The sequence below is a fragment of the Rhodococcus sp. NPDC057135 genome (assembly GCF_042670865.1).
Lineage (GTDB): Bacteria > Actinomycetota > Actinomycetes > Mycobacteriales > Mycobacteriaceae > Rhodococcus_F.
In genome coordinates this window covers 444848-463787 of the sequence record NZ_JBHUUU010000001.1, presented here as the reverse complement: position 1 = coordinate 463787, position 18940 = coordinate 444848, and the positions used below count along the sequence as shown (strand labels likewise).

Annotated in this window: 16 protein-coding genes; 10 read left to right on the top strand and 6 right to left on the bottom strand. The window is 61.4% G+C overall.

What is annotated here, in order from left to right; all coding sequences use genetic code 11:
- Positions 1–5: 5 nt before the first annotated feature.
- The 4 genes from ACFT1A_RS02145 to ACFT1A_RS02130 all read left to right on the top strand — a co-directional run bounded on the left by ACFT1A_RS02145 (position 6) and on the right by ACFT1A_RS02130 (position 3120).
- Entirely contained in the window at positions 6–566 is a 561-nt protein-coding gene (locus ACFT1A_RS02145) for a TIGR03086 family metal-binding protein (protein WP_378445645.1), read from the top strand.
- 51 nt (positions 567–617) lie between these two features.
- On the top strand, positions 618–1226 hold the full coding sequence (locus ACFT1A_RS02140) for a TetR/AcrR family transcriptional regulator (RefSeq protein ID WP_378445644.1): 609 nt from the start codon (positions 618–620) through the stop codon (positions 1224–1226).
- 1 nt (position 1227) lies between these two features.
- Positions 1228–2124, top strand: coding sequence for a tRNA glutamyl-Q(34) synthetase GluQRS (gluQRS, locus tag ACFT1A_RS02135; protein WP_378445643.1), 897 nt, complete (start codon positions 1228–1230; stop codon positions 2122–2124).
- Between the two features lie 255 nt (positions 2125–2379).
- The gene (locus ACFT1A_RS02130; RefSeq protein WP_378445642.1) at positions 2380–3120 is read left to right on the top strand and encodes an EAL domain-containing protein; all 741 of its coding nucleotides are present in this window, start codon (positions 2380–2382) and stop codon (positions 3118–3120) included.
- 15 nt (positions 3121–3135) lie between these two features.
- Here ACFT1A_RS02130 and ACFT1A_RS02125 read toward each other — a convergent pair whose 3' ends face one another.
- Positions 3136–3783 (bottom strand): DUF4190 domain-containing protein, encoded by a 648-nt coding sequence (locus ACFT1A_RS02125; RefSeq protein WP_378445773.1) that lies wholly within the window; start codon positions 3781–3783, stop codon positions 3136–3138.
- A gap of 130 nt (positions 3784–3913) precedes the next feature.
- Between ACFT1A_RS02125 and ACFT1A_RS02120 the strand changes: the two genes are divergently transcribed.
- The gene (locus ACFT1A_RS02120) at positions 3914–4879 is read left to right on the top strand and encodes a hypothetical protein (protein WP_378445641.1); all 966 of its coding nucleotides are present in this window, start codon (positions 3914–3916) and stop codon (positions 4877–4879) included.
- A gap of 115 nt (positions 4880–4994) precedes the next feature.
- The gene (locus ACFT1A_RS02115; protein ID WP_378445640.1) at positions 4995–5729 is read left to right on the top strand and encodes a queuosine precursor transporter; all 735 of its coding nucleotides are present in this window, start codon (positions 4995–4997) and stop codon (positions 5727–5729) included.
- Here the strand turns inward: ACFT1A_RS02115 and tgt are convergent.
- A complete protein-coding gene (gene tgt / locus ACFT1A_RS02110; RefSeq protein WP_378445639.1) occupies positions 5720–7009 on the bottom strand; it encodes a tRNA guanosine(34) transglycosylase Tgt in 1290 nt (429 codons plus the stop codon). The genes ACFT1A_RS02115 and tgt overlap by 10 nt on opposite strands.
- 68 nt (positions 7010–7077) lie before the next feature.
- Positions 7078–8427, bottom strand: coding sequence for a UDP-glucose dehydrogenase family protein (locus ACFT1A_RS02105; protein WP_378445638.1), 1350 nt, complete (start codon positions 8425–8427; stop codon positions 7078–7080).
- Positions 8428–8665: 238 nt separating this feature from the next.
- Between ACFT1A_RS02105 and ACFT1A_RS02100 the strand changes: the two genes are divergently transcribed.
- Complete coding sequence (locus tag ACFT1A_RS02100; RefSeq protein ID WP_378445637.1) at positions 8666–9109, top strand: adenylyltransferase/cytidyltransferase family protein; 444 nt, start codon at positions 8666–8668, stop codon at positions 9107–9109.
- A gap of 41 nt (positions 9110–9150) precedes the next feature.
- Positions 9151–9738, top strand: coding sequence for a hypothetical protein (locus ACFT1A_RS02095; protein ID WP_378445636.1), 588 nt, complete (start codon positions 9151–9153; stop codon positions 9736–9738).
- 439 nt (positions 9739–10177) lie between these two features.
- Here ACFT1A_RS02095 and ACFT1A_RS02090 read toward each other — a convergent pair whose 3' ends face one another.
- A complete protein-coding gene (locus ACFT1A_RS02090; RefSeq protein WP_378445635.1) occupies positions 10178–13459 on the bottom strand; it encodes a LamG-like jellyroll fold domain-containing protein in 3282 nt (1093 codons plus the stop codon).
- A 94-nt stretch (positions 13460–13553) separates the two neighbouring features.
- On the bottom strand, positions 13554–14402 hold the full coding sequence (locus tag ACFT1A_RS02085) for a hypothetical protein (RefSeq protein WP_378445634.1): 849 nt from the start codon (positions 14400–14402) through the stop codon (positions 13554–13556).
- A 114-nt stretch (positions 14403–14516) separates the two neighbouring features.
- On the opposite strand from ACFT1A_RS02085, the gene ACFT1A_RS02080 reads away from it, so the two are divergent.
- Positions 14517–15515, top strand: a complete 999-nt coding sequence (locus ACFT1A_RS02080) for a glycosyltransferase family 2 protein (RefSeq protein ID WP_378445633.1) — start codon at positions 14517–14519, stop codon at positions 15513–15515.
- Positions 15516–15521: 6 nt separating this feature from the next.
- Positions 15522–17702: an oligosaccharide flippase family protein gene (locus tag ACFT1A_RS02075; RefSeq protein ID WP_378445632.1), complete on the top strand. Its 2181-nt coding sequence runs from the start codon at positions 15522–15524 to the stop codon at positions 17700–17702.
- Here ACFT1A_RS02075 and ACFT1A_RS02070 read toward each other — a convergent pair.
- Positions 17685–18938, bottom strand: a complete 1254-nt coding sequence (locus tag ACFT1A_RS02070; RefSeq protein ID WP_378445631.1) for an O-antigen ligase family protein — start codon at positions 18936–18938, stop codon at positions 17685–17687. The genes ACFT1A_RS02075 and ACFT1A_RS02070 overlap by 18 nt on opposite strands.
- Positions 18939–18940: the final 2 nt, after the last annotated feature.

Sequence of the window (18940 nt, the reverse complement as noted above, 5' to 3'; positions counted from 1 at the left end):
GACGCATGACTTCAACAGAGATCTCCCCCGCCCGACGCTACCGGGATCTGGCCGCCGAATTCACGGCGCGGATCGACGCCGTACCCGCAGATCGCTGGGACAACGATTCCCCCTGCGAGGGCTGGACCGCCCGCGACGTGGTGAGACACGTGCTCGACAGCGAACGAGACATGGTCAAGGTAGTCGGCCTGGAATTGGCGTCGGGCCCGTCGGTTGACGACGACCCGTCCGCAGCCTGGGCGGCCGTCCGCGATTCGATGCAGGAAATCCTGGACGATCCGGCAAAGTCCACCCTCGAATACGACGGGCACTTCGGCAGGACCAACCTCGGGGCCACGGTCGAAGGGTTTTTGTGTTTCGATCTGGTCATCCACGGTTGGGACCTCGCGGCCGCAACCGGCACCGATACGGCGATGCGAGACGCGGACGTGGACTGGGTGTCGGAGATCGCCGCGGGCCTGGGCGACTCGATCCGCATGAGCGGCGTATGCGGCCCGGAAATACAGGTTCCGGACAACGCTGACAAAGCAACGAAACTCCTTGCCTTCCTCGGTAGGAAGGCATGAAAAAGCACCCCTGACGTGGGCATTACTTCCATACACATGTAATGTCGCGGTATGCCAGAGCGTCGAAAATCCTCCACGAGTCCAGACCTGCTTGCGGCGGCATTGTTCGACGTCGCCGCGGAATCCGGACTGGAAAATGCCAGCGTCCGCGAGGTCGCAAAACGGGCGGGCGTCTCGATCGGCGCAGTGCAGCATCATTTTTCGACCAAGGACGAGATGTTCGCATTTGCACTGCGAACACTCGTCGATCGATTGTTGACGAGACTGGCCGAGTCGTCCGCCGACGCGGACCCGCATGCCTCTCTGTTCCAGGCACTCTCGCAACTGCTGCCCCTCGACGAACAACGCACGCGCGAAGCTCATGTGCTCGCCGCCTTTGCCGTGCGTGCCGCAACCAGTGAGTCACTCTCCGAAATCCGCCGGACAACTCTGTTCACAATCCGCACCGGCATCTCGACGGTTTTGATCGGGATCGGAACTCCGGAAGCGGAAACCAGAGCGGCACTTCTGCTTTCAACCGTCAACGGATTAGCACTCGACGCACTCGGAAGTCCCGCCATGTATCCGCCGCAGTACCTCGATCACGCTTTGGAAACCGCGATCCGCCTCACCCTGCACGACGCCGAGAATCCGCTGGCCTCCGTCGGGCTCGCCAGCTGACGTGGCAGGAGCAGGGCGCTTCGCGCCGAGCCCGTCCGGCGATCTCCATCTGGGAAACCTCCGGACTGCCCTCTTGGCCTGGCTGTTCGCCCGCACCAGCGGGCGCGACTTCCTCATTCGGGTCGAGGATCTCGACCGTGTCCGCCCCGGCGCAATGGAACGGCAACTCGACGATCTGCGGGGGCTCGGCCTCACCTGGGACGGCCCCGTCGTCTTACAGTCACACCGTCTTCCCTTGTACCACAAGGCTATCGAACTATTACGCGAGCGTGACCTGACTTATCCTTGCTTCTGCACACGCAAGGAAATCCTGCAGGCGCCGTCCGCTCCCCATGCTCCCGACGGTGCCTACCCCGGCACGTGCCGAAACCTGTCGGAGCCCGAACGCGTCGAGAAAGCGGCGAGCGGCCGATCCCCCGCGCTGAGGCTACGGGCCGGCATCGACTCGTTCACCGTGCACGACGAACTGTTCGGCGAGGTGACGGGCCAAGTCGACGACGTCGTCCTGCTCCGCGGTGACGGCGTACCCGCCTATAACCTCGCCGTTGTCGTCGACGACGGCGCCCAGAACATCGACCAAGTGGTCCGCGGCGACGACCTTCTGACCTCGGCTCCACGCCAGGCCTACCTCGCTCGACTGCTCGACATCGAACCACCGTCGTACGCCCACGTTCCTCTCGCTTTGAACAGTGAAGGCAAACGCCTCGCGAAGCGCGACGGCGCAGTGACTCTTGCAGATCAACTCCAGGCCGGACGCAGTGCCGCACAGGTTCTGACGATGATCGCGTCGAGCATCGGCCTCGCCGAACCCGGCGAAGTTGTCACACCACCACTATTGGCGGATCGATTCGATTCTCGGAAGGTCCCCCGGACCCCGTGGATTTTCCCGGCGAAGTAAGCGAAGGATCAATTGGCACCTCGACGGAACAAAGGGTCGATTGTCCGATATGACAAAGCCGTCCGCAATAGCTATTCGTTGGCAATTCTCGAATAGTGAAGTACGGTCGAGACTGGCGAAGGCAATTCAGGGCGAGTGGTCCCTGCAAAACGACGCCCGGGATCTGAACCTGGAATCCGACCGCAGTACCCACTTGCAGCATCCACGCTGACACGCACGTGCGGCACGGGCGACTCAGGACGAAAAGGAATACGCATGGTCCGCGAGCTTCGCGAGGCACTCGACGACCATCAATTCGAGGTGTTGTATCAACCCCAGGTCAATCTGAGCTCGTCAGCAATTATCAGCTATGAAGCCCTTCTGCGGTGGCGCCATCCACTTCGAGGGTTGATCGAGCCTCAAGATTTCATGCGCTCCGCCGAGTCTTCCGGACTCATCATTCCCATCGGATTACAAGCTCTGGACATGATTTGCGCTCAAACAGCGTCGTGGCCTGAGCACATGATGGTCGCGGTCAACTTTTCGCCTCGCCAACTCGCTACCCCGCACGCCGCTCACGAAATCCTCGGAGCGCTCGACAGTTCTGAAACCCCACTGAGCAGAATCATCGTGGAAGTCACCGAACTCGGCGTCGTAGGTCGGCATGCCGCCGAGACCCTTCACATCCTGCACAACGAAGGAATTCGAATTGCCCTCGATGATTTCGGGGCGGGCTTCGCATCGTTCTCCGCGTTATCGGAATTGCCGCTCGACATTCTCAAGATCGACCAATCGTTGACCTGGGCCGTCAGCGCAGCGGATCGTGCTGGAGATCGCGCCTTCATGGTCATGGAGTCCATCGCCGACATCGCTCGGAAACTCGGGCTTGATTCGATAGCCGAGGGCGTCGAAACCGCCGAACACGCAGCCAACGTCCTGCGAGCCGGCTGCGACATGGGCCAGGGCTATTACTTCGGGAAGCCACTTCCTGCGTCGTCCATCGTCACTCCCGTGTGAGCGCGATTGCGATGGTCAGTATCGATAGGAACCGAAGATCCCAAACCCAAGTATCACCAAGAAGAACGCAAGGAAAACCGCTCCGATCGCAATACCGGCGATAGCAAGTCCGCGGCCTTCCTGACCTGTCTGCTTGATCTGATTCAGAGCGACAATTCCCAGGATAATCCCAACTATTCCGCCGATGCTCCAGGCGCAGCCACCTACCAGCGATACAACCAGCGATGCAATTGCGAGACCATTGGTGCCGACCGGCCGCATCGGCGGTGCGTACCCACCCGCGAATTGATTCGGTTGACCGTACGGGTTCGGAGGTTGTCCGTACTGAGCTTGTCCGTACTGAGATTGTCCGTATTGTCCGGGTTGCTGATATTGATTCGGCTGGTATTGATTCTGCGGTCCGAAATTCTGCGGCGGTAGGTACGGGTTGGGTTCACCAATTCCACCCGGCTGGGGGTTATCACCGGGCGGGTTGTACGACGGCGGCGGATAACCCGGGTACTGCTCGTTGGGAGTGGTATATCCGGGAACTTCAGGTGAAGACTGCGTTTCGGACGGGGACACGCCGTACCCCTCGGGAGGCAGGCTCGGAAATTCTCCGTATCCAGGTTTTGCCTGGTAATCGCTCGAAGAATCGTCGTTGTTGCCCCCGGAACTCGTCATACAACGCAGCCTAAACCACAGGTGACCTCCGAATCCAAGTGAGCAGATGTCATCCACATCGCTCTTTGATCCCAGTAGGGTCATATCCACTGTCACACTCGAGCGCGATATTTACGACTGAGGGGAACACATGACAACCGGCGGGTACGACCCCAACCAGAATCCAGAGGACGGGAAGCAATTCCCACCCCAGGATCCATATGGCCAGCAGGGAACACCTCCTCCCGGAAGTTACCCACCTCCCGCCGGTCCTCCGCAGGGCGGAAGCTATCCGCCTCCTCCACAGGGTGGCAGCTACCCACCACCTCCGCAGGGCAACTACCCACCACCTCCGCAGGGTGGAAGCTATCCCCCTCCCGGTGGCAACTACCCGCCGCCTGGTGGGTACCCGCCTCCTCCCGGGGGCGGCAACTTCCCGCCGCCGCCCGCCAATGACTACGGCTCAGGGTTCGGTGGACCGCAACTCTCGGTGGGTGCGGCAATTACCTACGGTTGGAACAAGTTCAAAGACAATGCCGTTGTCTGGTTGGTGATGGCGCTTCTGGCCGCAGCAATCCCCGCCCTCATCAGCTTCATCTTCGGAAATCCAGCCTCGCTGAATTCCGACAACGAGATCGCCTACAGCGCGATCGGATCAATTGGTGTCCTTGTCGCAACTATCGTCGGATACATCATTCAAGCTGCTCTTATTCGAGGCGCTCTCAGTGAGGTCGACGGGGTCAAGCCCGCGTTCGGTACGTTCTTCCAGTTTTCGAATATCGTTGCCGTCATCGTCGCAGGATTCCTCGTGGGTCTCGCAACGTCGATCGGACTCGTTCTGTGCTTCTTTCCTGCTCTCATCGTCGCCTACTTGCTGTACTACGTACTGACCTTCGTGGTCGACCAGGACAAAGATCCGATTGCCGCAATCAAATCGAGCTTCTCGCTGACCACGAAAAACTTCAGTAGCCTCATCGTGCTGGCCTTGGCTCTCATCGGCATCAACATTCTCGGTGCGATCCCTTGCTTCCTTGGATGGTTCGTGACCATTCCGGTGACCCTGATCGCGAGCACGTACGCGTATCGAGTTCTCACCGGTCGTCAGGTAGCTCCGTAGCCTGATGTTCTGAATCCGAAGGCCCTGCGGTTCCACGTGAAACCGCAGGGCCTTCGGTGTGTTCTGCGCAACTGGACGGTCGCCAACTCGCATCCGAGCGCCTTGTGGTGCTTGGATGACGGACGTGACAGCTCAGGATCAGCAAGACGAATCGACCCACGAAACCAAATTTGCGCACGTCAGCAGGGGTTATTACCCGACGATCGTCGCGCTCTTCACCGCGACGCTGCTGATCTCGAACGTTGCGGCGACCAAAGGGGTCGCCTTCTTTGCGGATTCCGACTTCTCGCTCGGCCCCTTGCAGATTCTGCCCATCATCACCGACGGCGGCTTCTTCTTGTTCCCGCTCGCATACGTCCTCGGTGACGTGCTCAGCGAGGTCTACGGCTTCAAAGCGACCCGACGCGCGATCTACCTGGGCTTCGGCGCGCTGATCCTTGCTGCCGCGTGCTTCTGGATTGCCGTTCAGCTCCCGTCGGCGGCGTTCTACGAGAACCAGGCCGCCCTCGAAACCGTAGTGGGCGTCATTCCCCGGCTACTGGTCGCAGGCTTGGCCGCCTACCTCGTCGGCCAGCTCCTGAACTCCCTGGTGCTGGTCATGATGAAGAAGCGCATGCAGGAGAAGCACCTGTGGGCGCGCCTGATCGGCTCGACCGTCGTCGGCGAATTCGCCGATACCCTCATCTTCTGTTCCATCGCGGCCGGTGTCATCGGCATCAGCACGTGGGAAGACTTCATCAACTACGTGCTGGTCGGCTTCTTGTGGAAGACCCTTGTCGAGGTACTGGTCATGCCGATCACCTACCGCGTCATCGCCTACGTGAAGAAGCGCGAACCGACCTACGCCTGAGGTGCAGGCGTCTTCGCCGCGTAGAACTTTCCGAGCATGTCCGCTTTGAAGTCGTGGAAGTACCCGCCTTCGATGCTGGCTCGGATGTCATCGACCAACTTCACGGTGAATCGCTCGTTGTGGATGGTGCAGAGCGTCGACGCGAGCATTTCCTTCGCTTTGAAGAGGTGATGAATGTACGCGCGGGTGTAGTTGGCGCAGGTGTAGCAGTCACACTCGTCGTCGATAGGTGTGAAGTCGCGGCGGAATCGGCTGGTGTTGATGTTGAACCTGCCGGAACGGACGTAAATCGCAGCATTGCGAGCAACACGCGACGGGTTGACGCAGTCGAAGGTGTCCGCACCGTTCTCGATTGCGACGAAGAAGTCGTCCGGTTCGCTGATGCCGAGCATATGACGCGGCTTGTTCTCGGGTAGTTCCTCGTTGCACCAGCGCACGATCGTTCCGAGGTTCTGCTTCTCCAAGGCACCGCCGATGCCGTAACCGTCGAATCCGTATCCGTTCTCGCCTTCGATCGACTCGAGGCCACGGCAGGCCTGACGACGCAGATCCTCGTACTGCGCGCCTTGGATCACGCCGAAGAGTGCCTGGTAGGGCTTGTCGGCGCGTTCAGCGGTGAGCTTCTCGTGCTCGTTGATACAGCGGATCGCCCACGCCTGCGTGCGCTCGACCGATCGCTCCTGGTAGCCGCGGGTGTTGAGCAGCGTAGTGAGCTCGTCGAACGCGAACATGATGTCGGCGCCGAGCTGATGCTGGATCTGCATCGACACCTCGGGAGTGAAGCGATGCTTACTGCCGTCGAGGTGCGATTTGAACGTCACGCCCTCGTCGTCGACCGTCGCGAGACGCTCTTTGCCCTTCGCGATGACGTCGTCGGACTGGACACCGACGGCCTCCATCGCGAGCACCTTCTTGAACCCGACACCAAGCGACATGACCTGGAAGCCACCGCTGTCGGTGAAGGTGGGCCCGTCCCAGTTCATGAACTTGCCCAGCCCGCCGGCCTCGTCGACGATGTCGGGTCCCGGCTGCAGGTACAGGTGGTACGCATTGGCGAGCAACGACTGCGCACCGAGTTCCTTCATGGACTCGGGCAGCACGGCCTTGACCGTGGCCTTGGTTCCGACGGCCACGAACGACGGCGTCGCGATGTCGCCGTGCGGTGTGTGGATGGTGCCGGTTCGTCCTAGCCTGTCCTCGAGCCTGGTCCCTATCGTGAAAATCGACTCGGGACGCTTCGAAGGAGACGCGCCGGACTGAGGCTGTACTGCAGAATTCACGTGCCAATCCTGTCATAACTGCGAATACTGCCGCGGCGGCATGCTCGCGACGAGCACCTGCGACAGTTCTACTGCGCAGCCAGAACAGTGGCGTCCGAAGCTTGGCGTCGACCCACTCCGGTCCATGTAAGACCCGCTCGAGTCAGGACGTCTCGGTCGAGCAGATTTCGGGTGTCGATCACTCGAGGAGTGCCCATCACTGCGGCGATCCGCGGCCAATCGAGCGTGCGGAACTCCGGCCACTCTGTGAGCACCACGGCGGCGTCGGCTTGTGCGACGGCGGAATACGCGTCAGCGGCCAGTTCGATGCCCTCCAAATCCTGGTGCGACGTCGACACGGGGAGTGCGGGATCGAACCCGACCAACTCAGCGCCTGCCTGCCGCAGCAGAGCGGCGATCATCAGGGCAGGGGAATCGCGAAGGTCATTGGTTCCCGCTTTGAAGGTCAAACCGAGCAGTGCCACGCGGGTGTGAGTGAGCGAACCGTTTCGATTGCCCGTGACTGCCAGGCGAATTTTGTCCACCATCCGCTGTCGTTGGCGGGTGTTGGTATCGATCGACGCCCGCATGAGACGGAACTCGAAATCAGCAGCGTCCGCTACCTGAAGCAATGCCTGAGTGTCCTTCGGGAGACACGAACCACCCCAACCCGGGCCCGGATCGAGAAACTCACGACCGATCCTGCGGTCGTAGCTCATACCTTCGGTCACATCCAGAATGTCGGCGCCCAGTCGCTCACACAGTTCAGCTACCGCGTTGACGTACGACAACTTCATGGCCAGAAATCCATTGGCCGCGTACTTCACCAGTTCGGCACTGGCCGAGTCGGTGAGCACTGTCGGCGCCCCGAGCCTGGAGTACAGCGCCGCCACACGTTCTGCGGCATCCTGCGCCTCCCCACCCACCACGATCCGATCGGGGTTGAGGAAGTCGCGAACTGCAGTACCTTCTCGCAGAAACTCTGGATTACTGGTGACCGCGACGTCGGATCGCCCCAACAACTCCGCAGTTCGGGTGGCGGTGCCGACGGGGACAGTGGATTTGTTCACGATCACACAACCGGCCGGGAGCCTATCGCGGATTTCGTCCAGTACCGCCTCCACGGCCCGCAGATCAGCAACCCCGCCGACGCCCATCGGCGTTGGCACACAGAGGAATACCACCTCGACGCCCGCAGTGTGTTGTTCGAGCGCGACCGCAGCGCCGACGATGAACGAAAGGCGGCCGGCAGCAAGTCCTTCCACGACCAGTTCCGACAGGCCCGGCTCGAGGATGTCGACTTTCCCGTCCCGTAGCCGTCGAATCTTCTCCTCGTCGACATCGGCGCAGATCACATGATGTCCGAGTGACGCCAAGCACGCACCCGTCGTCAGTCCCACGTACCCCGTACCGACGACAACTATCCGTCGTGCAAACACTGAGCCTCCATTGAATTCGGCCATCCCCCGAGCCGCACACATGTTGCGGCTAAATTGCCCAGACGGGCTGCACTGACGCTATTCTCTATCATACAGCGAGAAGTTCGGCGTCCACCCTGGTAGACGAATCGAGCATACTCAATCCAGCAATCAGGCAGTGATCACAACACCGAAACCGGACATACATGAAAAAGCGGCTAGCTGACACTCATAGCAAACTTCAGGCAAGGAGGTTTCCATGACACGTCGTATCGGTTATGCACCCGGCGTATACGACATGTTCCACATCGGGCACCTCAACATCCTCAGTCACGCAGCAAGCCAATGTGACTACCTGATTGCCGGGGTTGTGTCCGATGAGATGGCGCGCCTGGCCAAAGGTCGTGACCCGGTGATTCCGCTAGCCGAGCGGATCGCGATCGTCGCAAGCATCAATTGCGTCGACGAGGCTGTCGCCGAAACCAAGCCGCACAAGATCGACACCTGGCGCGACGTGGGATTCGATGCGATCTTCAAAGGCGACGACTGGCGAGGAACACCGAAAGGCCTTGCACTGGAGAAGGAATTTGCCGCCGTCGGCGTCGAGGTGGTCTATTTTCCCTACACGCTCGACACCTCCAGTACCCTGCTGCGCGCAGCTCTGGAAAAGTCCGTCGAATCGCGACAAACCGGGACCCGCTAGCGCATGCATCACAGAAATCAGCACGAAACGGGCAGCAACCGATGAGAACAGCACAAGTGATTCACAAGTCCGCCTCGGCGACTCGGATGGTCGGAGCGTCCGTTCTACTGGTGATAGCTGCGCTCACGGGGTGTTCCAGCCCAGTTTCCGATACATCGAACGGTGACAGCACCACACCGCCAGGCGTCACCGTGGACGCACCACCGCCGCCGGGCATCACCGGCGACCGTGCCGAGAACATCTCCACGCTGCCGCCAGTGCCGGTCGACCACCCGAGCCCGCTGTCCAACGGTCTGGAAGTCACCGCGGTGGCTACCGAACCGCTCGAACTCACTGCCAACGGTCCAGGTGAGATAGCGGGCAGCGGCTTGAGCGTGACGCTCGACTTCGTGAACAAGTCCGCCACGGACATTTCGTTGGACAGTCTGACCGTCAACGCCTACTACGGCGACAGACTGCCGGCGGCGCCCGGCGCGACCGACACGGCCACCGCAGTCAGCGGACTGCTTCCGCCTGGCGACCACCAACAGGGTGTGTACGTGTTCCAGATACCGGATGACGGGATCGACACCGCCATATTCGAAGTGGGCCACAGCGATTCCCAGAACGTCATCGCCGTCGCTCGCTGATACCGGCCGAGGTGGTCGCGCATGCCGCGCCGTCCAGGCGCAGCGTGCTCCGTACTGCGACGCTCCTCGGATTGGGCCTTGCGGACCTCACTCACGACGAGCTGAGCACGCATCCCGTGGATCTCACCCGTTGGGTGGGTCCGGGCTGGGGCGGCACCCGATTCCCACATTCTCAGAGGTGCTCGAAAGACTCAACTCCCCTACCTTGCTGAAGCTGGGGTTCGAGGGTTCATGTGCTCATCCTGAAGTTATCTGGCCGGGCCCTCCGAACCCAGCCCGCACGGCTTTCGGGGGCTACTTCACATTGGCGCGCAACTATTCCGGCGACAACGCCCAGGCGTCATTTCGCAACGCCAGCGTCGCATATCGCTGACACACCTCCCCGAGATACAACACCGCCCGCCTCCTCGTACAGGGGCGGGCGGTGTTGTATGCACGTCTACTCCGGTCGAGCGACCTCGAAGTTGTCGAACCGGGCCACTACCGGCTCGGTGGACGATCCCGAGATGTACACCGCCAACCCCGTCGAACCCAGGGCTTGCAGTTCTGGAGTCGAATCGGTGACGGATCTGGTCCACTGCGCGGGCTCGGGCATTTCCTCGTCCCACACTTTTACCTGCAGGGTCGACGGTGACACACCGAGGACCTGAGCGCGGACTCGCAGATGCTTACCAGCCGTGTACGTCAGGCCCGGCAATGTCACGACCGAACCGAGTACCGTTTCGGCACCTGCCACAACTTTGGTCAACGACACCTGCACCGAGCCGTCAGCGAGAATCCTTACCCGCGAACGGTAATCGCCGGAAGCTCCACTCCTGAGCACTGTCGACAGGTAGGCGCCGCCACCGGTCGGCATCGCCTCGAGCCACATCGAATGCGACACGTCTACGTCACCGGGAGCAACCGCGGGCAACAACATCGTCGCCGAACGGCCCGCGGGTACCGTCACTTTGGCCGAACCCGATTCCACTGAAGCTTTGGCTCCGCCACCGGTCACCGACCAGACGCCACCGACCTCCGCTTCGCCGAGACCCGAGACCGTTTCCCGGTCGAAATTGTCTTTGGCCACCTCGCCGTCAACCGGAACAACCACATCCTTGACGGTAACCGAATGTGTTGCAGTACTTTTCGCACCGGCATTGTCCACGACGGTCAAGGTCACGGCATACGTACCGGCGGCAGCATATCTATGGTCCAGCCTCGCGTCGGCACTCGTAATCGTGGCTCCCGTCGCATCGTCACCGAAGTTCCACTCGTACGAAACGACTGTCCCGTCCGGATCTGTGGAAGTGCTGCCGTCGAAGGCGACTGCCAGATCCGTCACGGTTTCCGTGAACGCCGCCACCGGCGGCCGGTTCGCCACCACGCCCTGTCCTCGCTGCCAATGCGCCTGCACCGCAGCCGAACTCAAAACCGAGTTGTAGACTGCCACCTCGTCGAGCGCACCCGAGAAGTTGGTGCTGCTCGGCGCCGATGGCCAACCTCCCAGACTGTCACCGCCGACCCGCCAATATCCTGCAGTGCGGTACTCGGCCTGAACGGTATCGGCACGTTCGGCCACCTGCTCACCGTCGACATACAGTCGCATCCCGGTAGATCCCAGAACACCGACGACATGATGCCACTTGCCGTCGTTGTACGACCGCGGACTGGCCACCGTCCGGAATCCATTCGCGTTCGCACCCAGCAACAACTGACCCGAATTACTCATATACACATGACGATCGCTGGAACTACTGTTGTTGGTGTTCACGCTTCCGAAACCGACGATCTTCCCTCCCGAACGGGTGGTCGTGTTGAACCATGCTTCGGCACTGAACGACTGCGGTCCGAACTGCGCTGCCCCACCGGTCTTCGATCCGGCTGAGAACGTCGTCGAGGTGTTCTGGTCACCGACTATCGCACCCCCGACATTTCGCTGGGCCGATTTGAGAGTCAGATCGGAATCGCCGGCCCAATCGGATGCGAGAGTCCCCGACACCTCCCCCAGTCGCCAGTAATGGACGGCACCGTCGCGGGCGACCAACTCCTGGTACGCGCTCGGCGACGCGCTTCCGGCCGGCACTGTGGCCGTCGCCGTCGGTCCGACCATGCTGTTGCCGAATGCGTCCGAGACCCGAACCCGGTACGTCTGGGTCGATCCCGGCGGCGCCGAAGTATCCGTGGCACCCATCCGCCCCCGGTTCCACCACTGTGCATCGTTGGCGGTGGTAGCCGCCACCGTGGCAGTCGACAGCTGAGCGCCGCGAAGCAGTTCGTAGGTCAAGTGGCTGTTGTCACGGTCCCAAGCCGCCGTCCACGTTGCGCGGACCGCGCCGGGACCCATTCCGGTCATCGCAGGCAACAACTCGTTGTAACCGTTCGGCGATTCCTTGTTCGGCGACTGGTCCTTGATCGCGAACCGTACGAGCCCCTCCTGCGGCACGCCGTTGACCTTGGGAAACTCGCCACCGACGACGATGTAGCGATCGTTTCCGGCGATCGACCAACCAGCCTGCTTCTGGCCCGTGAATGTTCCGGGAGCCAATGTCGGTAACCAGTGCAACAACTCTGGTGCAGGCTTTCCGAGGAAGTTGCCACTCGAGTTGACCGGGCTGGACGCATTCGTGCGAAATGCCAGCGTCCACTGGTAACTCCACGGTTCCGTCTGCGGGAGACCGCCGATTTGACTGCAGTCGTGCGGATGCCCGGCCACGTACATCACGTCGCCGATCGTGATGTTGGAGTACGTGTCACCCCGGCAGCCGCTGACCCACCGCAGATTTCCGGTCGCCACATCGGAGGCGAAAACGCTCTCCAGGTTTCCCGACCCGTACGAGTAACCGGTGCCGTACACGGTGCCGGCGTCGCTGCTCAGGCTGTAGATCGCGGAGTTGACACCCGAGTTGCGCACAATTGTGTTGGTGGGAAACGAGATAGTTGCAGCAGTTGTGCCGTCGAGAGAGCCGACGCCGACGTTGTTCGTACCGTTGAGCGTCGTGAAGCGACCGCCGACCACGACCTTGGTGCTCCCAGGAGGCGCCGTGATGGCCATCACCTCGGCATTGGCCTTCGGCGCCCACGGCAGAGCTTCGCCGGTTACTACGTTGAACGCCGCCAATCGCTGGCGCGCCTGTCCGCCGACGCTGTTGAAGATCCCGCCGACATACAGCGTGTCGCCCCGAACTTCGAGAGCGCGCACACCCGCATCAAGCGGCGCCTTGAAAGTGTTGAGTACCGTGCCACTTTCCGCGTCGACGGCGGCCAACCGGTACCGGTTGACGCCACCGACATTGGTGAAATCGCCGCCGATGAAGACGGTTTTGCCGTCCGCAGACGCTTCGAGAGCGCGCCCCTGACCGTTCAGCGCCGGAGCCCACGGCGCGAGTTCGCCGGTTTCGAGGTCGTATGCAAGCGCGTTCGACCTCGGAACAAGGTTGGTGCCCGGCGCTGCCCCAGCAGGTCTGGCATTGGCGAATTTGCCCGTCACGTACACCTTGTTGCCGACAACGATCTGTGCCCAGACCACGCCGTCCACCTGAACGGTGGGCAACGGATCCGCGGACACCGTCCCGGGGATCGCAGGGTCCACTGGGGCGGTGTCAGCAGTTGCTGCACCGATGCCCAGCGAACCCACCACCGCTAGAATTGTCCCCAGCGAAACGAACGCGTTCACCAAACCGCGAAATTTCTTCCGGCGATCCTGATATCCGTCGGCGCGCATACCGGCGATGTCGACCATTCGTACTCCTGGTTGCGATAAGGAACGCACCCGGAATCTTCCCCCCCGTTATGCGCTGAATTCGCCGACGAAACCGCCGTCAGCAATCTAGAGGCTACTTACCTTTTCGAGGATTGCGAACCCGAACGAGAGCGCCGGTAGCAAGCCAGACATTCCTCGGCCAATCACCTACCGTCGTCTTGGGCGCGAGAATCCCACAATCTCGGATTCCCGATGTCCCGAATCTGTTGTTCTTGATCGTCAAGCCGACCGGCCCTCGCCCCTTTTCGTCGACGTTGATCGTGCACTGACCACCGGACAGAATGTTGTCGTTGATCTGGATGTTCACACCGCGCGCATAGTTTTGCGTGATCATCGCCGCGGCGTTGTGCGCACCCTCCAGACGACTGTTGTGCACGGAGATATTGCTGCCACCCTCGATTTGCACATTGTCGTCGTGGGTTTGGTTGTCCCATTGCTTCGGCCAGGGCGAATAGTGCAAATTGTCGTGCAACCAGCTGTAACCGAAATCGACGTTGTCCCCGAAAATCACCACCGAGTCGACGACACCCGAGATGTCGAGCCGCCTGGCGTAGAAGTTCCGACCCTTGATTCCGTCGACGTACGGTGACAGCGTCGAGGGCCGCAGTGTCGTGTCCTCGATCCTGAAATTTCGATGGTCACCGTAGGCCGCGACCAGCGATTCATTGATCTGCCCCGGATTGCGCCCCCGGATAATCGACCGTCGGATCGTCACGTTGCTGGCCTCGATCCTGACGAAGCCACGAATATCCAGGTTCTCGATCACCGCTCCGGGGGTCCGCACCGTCAGGTCCCCGTTGTGCACTCGTAGCGGCGTTCCTGCAGGTAGCCCGAATGTCGTCGGCACCGCAGCCTCGACTACCGCCGGCATACCTACGTTCAAGCCACCGACCGCGAGCAATGCGGCAAATGCAAGACCCATCGCACGAAGGGACCGTTTAGGGCGTGTAGACCACAGCATCTGGAAACTTCCATTCTCCCCCAAGGCTGCGCCATTGGCGCGTTTCAGCAAACATGTAGCGCTATCATATTCCTGGTGATCAGCAGCGAACGTAACAATTCGACCATCGATTCGGTTTCCGGAAAACACCTGACCAACCTATCGGCTGTTGTGGCCGTTTTGACGTTCCGGCGCCCCGATGATCTGATGGAATTGCTTCCCGAATTGCTGAAACATAGCCTTCAGGCGTCCGTTGGGTACGGTATTCGACAACCAACCGTGCTTGTCGTCGACAACGACCCAGACGGTGGGGCGCGCGAGACCGTAACCCGGTTCGGCCCGGGCGTCACCTACGTACACGAACCGACTCCAGGCATCGCTGCCGCCCGCAACCGAGCTCTTGCCGAATCCGTCGACGTCGATCTCCTCGTGTTCATCGACGACGACGAACGTCCGACATCCGGCTGGCTGACGTCACTGCTCGCAACCCGCATGCGCACCGGCGCCGACGGAGTTGTCGGCCCGGTCGTGTCGGCATTTGCGGCACCACTCGACCCCTGGATCGCCGACGGCGGTTTCTTCGACCGTCGACGCCTACCTACCGGCACCGAAGTGCGTGTGGCTGCGACAAACAATCTGCTCCTCGATCTGCGTCTCGTCCGCTCCCTGTCGTTGCAGTTCGACGAGAGCTTCAGTGCAAGTGGCGGATCCGACAGTCTGTTCACCCGCCAGTACACCGGAGCCGGTTTCACGTTGGTCTGGTGTGACGAGGCGGTGGTGACCGATGTCGTTCCGGCCGAACGAGCCACCCGCGACTGGGTAATACGTCGGCGCTATCGAATCGGGAACTCCTGGGCTCGTACGGAATTGGCATTGATACCGGCACATTCACACACCCTTCGGCTTCGCGCAGCGCTGCTGCTGGCCGGATCGGTCCGAGTAATCGGGGGAACAGCGCGTGCCGCGCTCGGGGTATTGGGTCGCAGTCCTCGCCATCGCGCAAACGGCGTCCGAATTGTCGCTCGCGGAGCGGGAATCGTCGCGGGCGCCTTTGGCCGGACTTACCTCGAGTACAGCCGCCCCACCGGTGCTTGAGTACCAATGAACCTCGCGGACAAGGCTGCACGGGGCGGCGGTGTCACGCTTGCGTTCCAGGCCGTGAAATTCATCGTTCAGACCGCGTCGTTGATCCTGTTGGCCAGGCTGCTGACGCCGGAAGACTTCGGTATCGTCGCCATGGTCGTCGCCATCACGGGCGCTGCAGATCTGATCCGCGACTTCGGCCTCTCACTCGCCGCCGTGCAGGCCAAGCAGTTGAGCGACGCCGAACGGACCAACCTGTTCTGGGCTAACACCGGCATCGGGTTCGTCTGTTGCGTGGTCGTCTCGGCAGCGGCGCCACTGATCGTGTGGATCTACGACAAGCCCGAACTATTGCCCATCGTTTTTGCCGTGGCCGGCGTGTTCGTCCTCAGCGGCGCGGCCACCCAGTTCCGCGCCGAACTCATGCGCAGTCTTCGCTTCACCGCACTCTCCACCACCGATGTACTGGCAAATGCCATCGGGGTCGGCACGGCAGTGCTGCTTGCGCTTTCGGGTGTCGGATACTGGGCCATTGTCGCGCAGTTGGTCATGGTGGCTGCTGCCACTCTGGTGCTCAGCGCCTTGATGTGTCGGTGGCGGCCAGGGCTCCCACACCGAAATGTGTCGATCAAACGGTTCTTCCGTTTCGGTGGTGGACTACTCGGCACCCAACTGCTCGGGTATGCCACCAAGAACATCGACAGCATCGCCATCGGCGCGATGTACGGGTCAACCACGCTCGGGTTGTACAACCGCGCATACCAATTGCTGATGACTCCGCTCAACCAGATCAACGCCCCACTCACCAACGTCGCACTCCCAGTCCTGTCCAAAGTTCAGGACAACCCGGTGATCTATGGGCGGTACCTGGCCAAAGCCCAATTGATCGGCGGGTACTTCACCGCTTCGGTCCTCGCGGTCAGCGCCGGCGTCGCAGAGCCGCTGATCACCGTCGCCTTCGGTGAACAGTGGCCTGCCGTTGCCCCGATTTTCGCGCTCCTGGCAATCGGTGGCGTATTCCGCTCGGTCGCCCAAATCTGCTACTGGGTCTATCTGTCTCATGGACTGACCGGCGCGCAGTTGCGCCTGTACCTGTTTCTCCGGCCTGCGGTCATCGTGATCACGCTTGCAGGTCTTCCGTGGGGCGCCGTCGGAGTAGCAGCAGCATCGTCGATCGGCTTTCTCGTGGACTGGCTGGTCACGCTGTGGCACGTACACCGCGTGGCCGGCGTAGACAGCATGATGTTGCTGCGGAACTCCTTGCGTGCGATCCTTCTGTTCGGCGCACCGGCCGGACTGCTCGCGTTTGCTGGATCTCACCTGTTTGTCGCACCATCCGCGTCCTTGGCAGCGGGCATATTCTCCGCCCTGGCCGGAGCCACCTTCTCCGCAGCGGTCTTTCCCACTGTACGAAACGATTTGACGACCATGCTCGACTTCGCGAGACGAGCCTTCGGCCGTCCTCCCCGTCCTCCGAAGGAAGCTGGCGACCGCAATTCTCTTCTCCACTCCGACCGACGAGACCACCGCGGGCTCGCGTCCACGGAAACGGCGAGCACTATGACGCTGTGGAACTACCTGACCATCGTCAAGAACCGATGGCGCATCTTTCTGACGGTCTTGGTGATGACACTGGCAGTTGCCCTTTCCACTATCGCCTTGACACCACATACCTACATCGCCCGATCTGAGGCCGCCCTGCAACTCGGCGTAGTCGGTACTCCGCGCCAGATAAGTGAGCGCTATCCCCAAGCGCTGTCGCTCACCCGATCATTTGCCGCGCTCGCCACGTCCACCGCCGTCCTCGAACCGGTGATCGGCCGCTTAGGGCTCGACACCTCCGCCGAATCCCTGGCCCGCGACATCGAAGTCACCATTCCCACCGACACCATCACCATGCAATTCACCGTCCGGGCAAACACGGCCGACGGCGCGGCACAGATCGCCGACGCCGTCGCCGAGCAGCTGGCCGACCTCGCCGGTCGGATGATTCAAATAGAACAGTCGGACATGCTGGGGTTCACCGTCACGCGGGCACCCGTACCTGAATTCGCGTCAACACCGCGCCGCGGCTTGATCCTGCTGACCGGCGCCGCCACCGGGCTGATGCTCGCGGTGATCGCCGCCGTCTCCTGGGATTGGCAGTTGAGCCGCCGACGCACCCGTGCCGACCGGAGGCACCTACAGCCTGGCAACTGACTTGCTCTCCGGCATCGCGTGCCCACGCTCGGGAAGAGGGGCAAACACGGCGAACATCAACGGAAGTACGGTCACAGCAAGGAGGAATGCTCGGTCGACGAACCCGAACGAAACTTCCAATGTGGATGAAGCGAATAGAGCCACCAACAGCGTTGCCGGCTGGAAAATGCCGCGCGCACTCCACTGCGAAGCCGCCCAAGCGATAGTCACGAACATCGCCACCACGAGGAACAGGAAGATCAATCCGCCTGTTGCGAGTGTCTGCACGAACTGGTTGTGCCCGTGGAACGCAAAGCCGCCGAGGCTTCCGACGTGTTGCGGCAGAACCGAATACCAATTCGAGCCGGAACCGAACCAGGGCGTGTTCCGCCAGGCATCGAGACTATTACGCCAGATTGCACCGCGGTTGGTCAACGCGTCGTCTGCCGGAGTGGACAGCGGCCACCAGATCATCACCGCCCCGGCCGCTCCCACCAGCCCCCAGGACATGGGTCGGCGGAGTACAGACGGCGTGACGGCCATCAGCACCCACATGCCGCATGCGAGTGCAGCTGCGGCCAACGACGATCTCGAGGACGTCCACACGATCGCAAACAGGACGACGGCGATGCCCGCCGCACGCACCATGCGACGTGGAATCAGCATCACTGTCGGCAGACCGAGAACCAGGTACTGCCCGAGATTGTTACCGTCGGTGAATATTCCGATCAAAATGCCGAACGGCAGAATCTCTTTCGGTGGTGCCACTGCGGTACCGGCACTCGAAATGAATATTCCACTTTCCGGCAGGAAGACCCCCAACGCAATGCACATCACTGCGGTGAGGACAACGAGGTACCCGAGCACGGCGAGCTTCCTCAACTGTGGCCGCAGGATCCAGATCGCGACCACCAGCACTGGATAGAGCATTCCGCCGCGCGTCGGGACCTGATCGATGTACAGGTCTCTGATCACCACGTACACCCAGGGGGCAAGCATGAGGACCAACGGCAGGCGCCTATCGGTGGGCAACGTCGCTGTGCCACGGAGAATGACAAACGCGCACAGGGCAAATACGAGCAGCAGTAACAGCAATTCCAGCTTGACTGCCAACGGGTTCATCGGCACCGCGTCGCCCACCGTCGCCCGCCGTTTCACTCCTGTCAGCGACTGCAGCAGCCGTGGCATCGCGTACATCGCCCACACCAGAACGATCAGCGTGACCGTGACGTCCGGCCGAAAATGCCTGAAGGTCACGA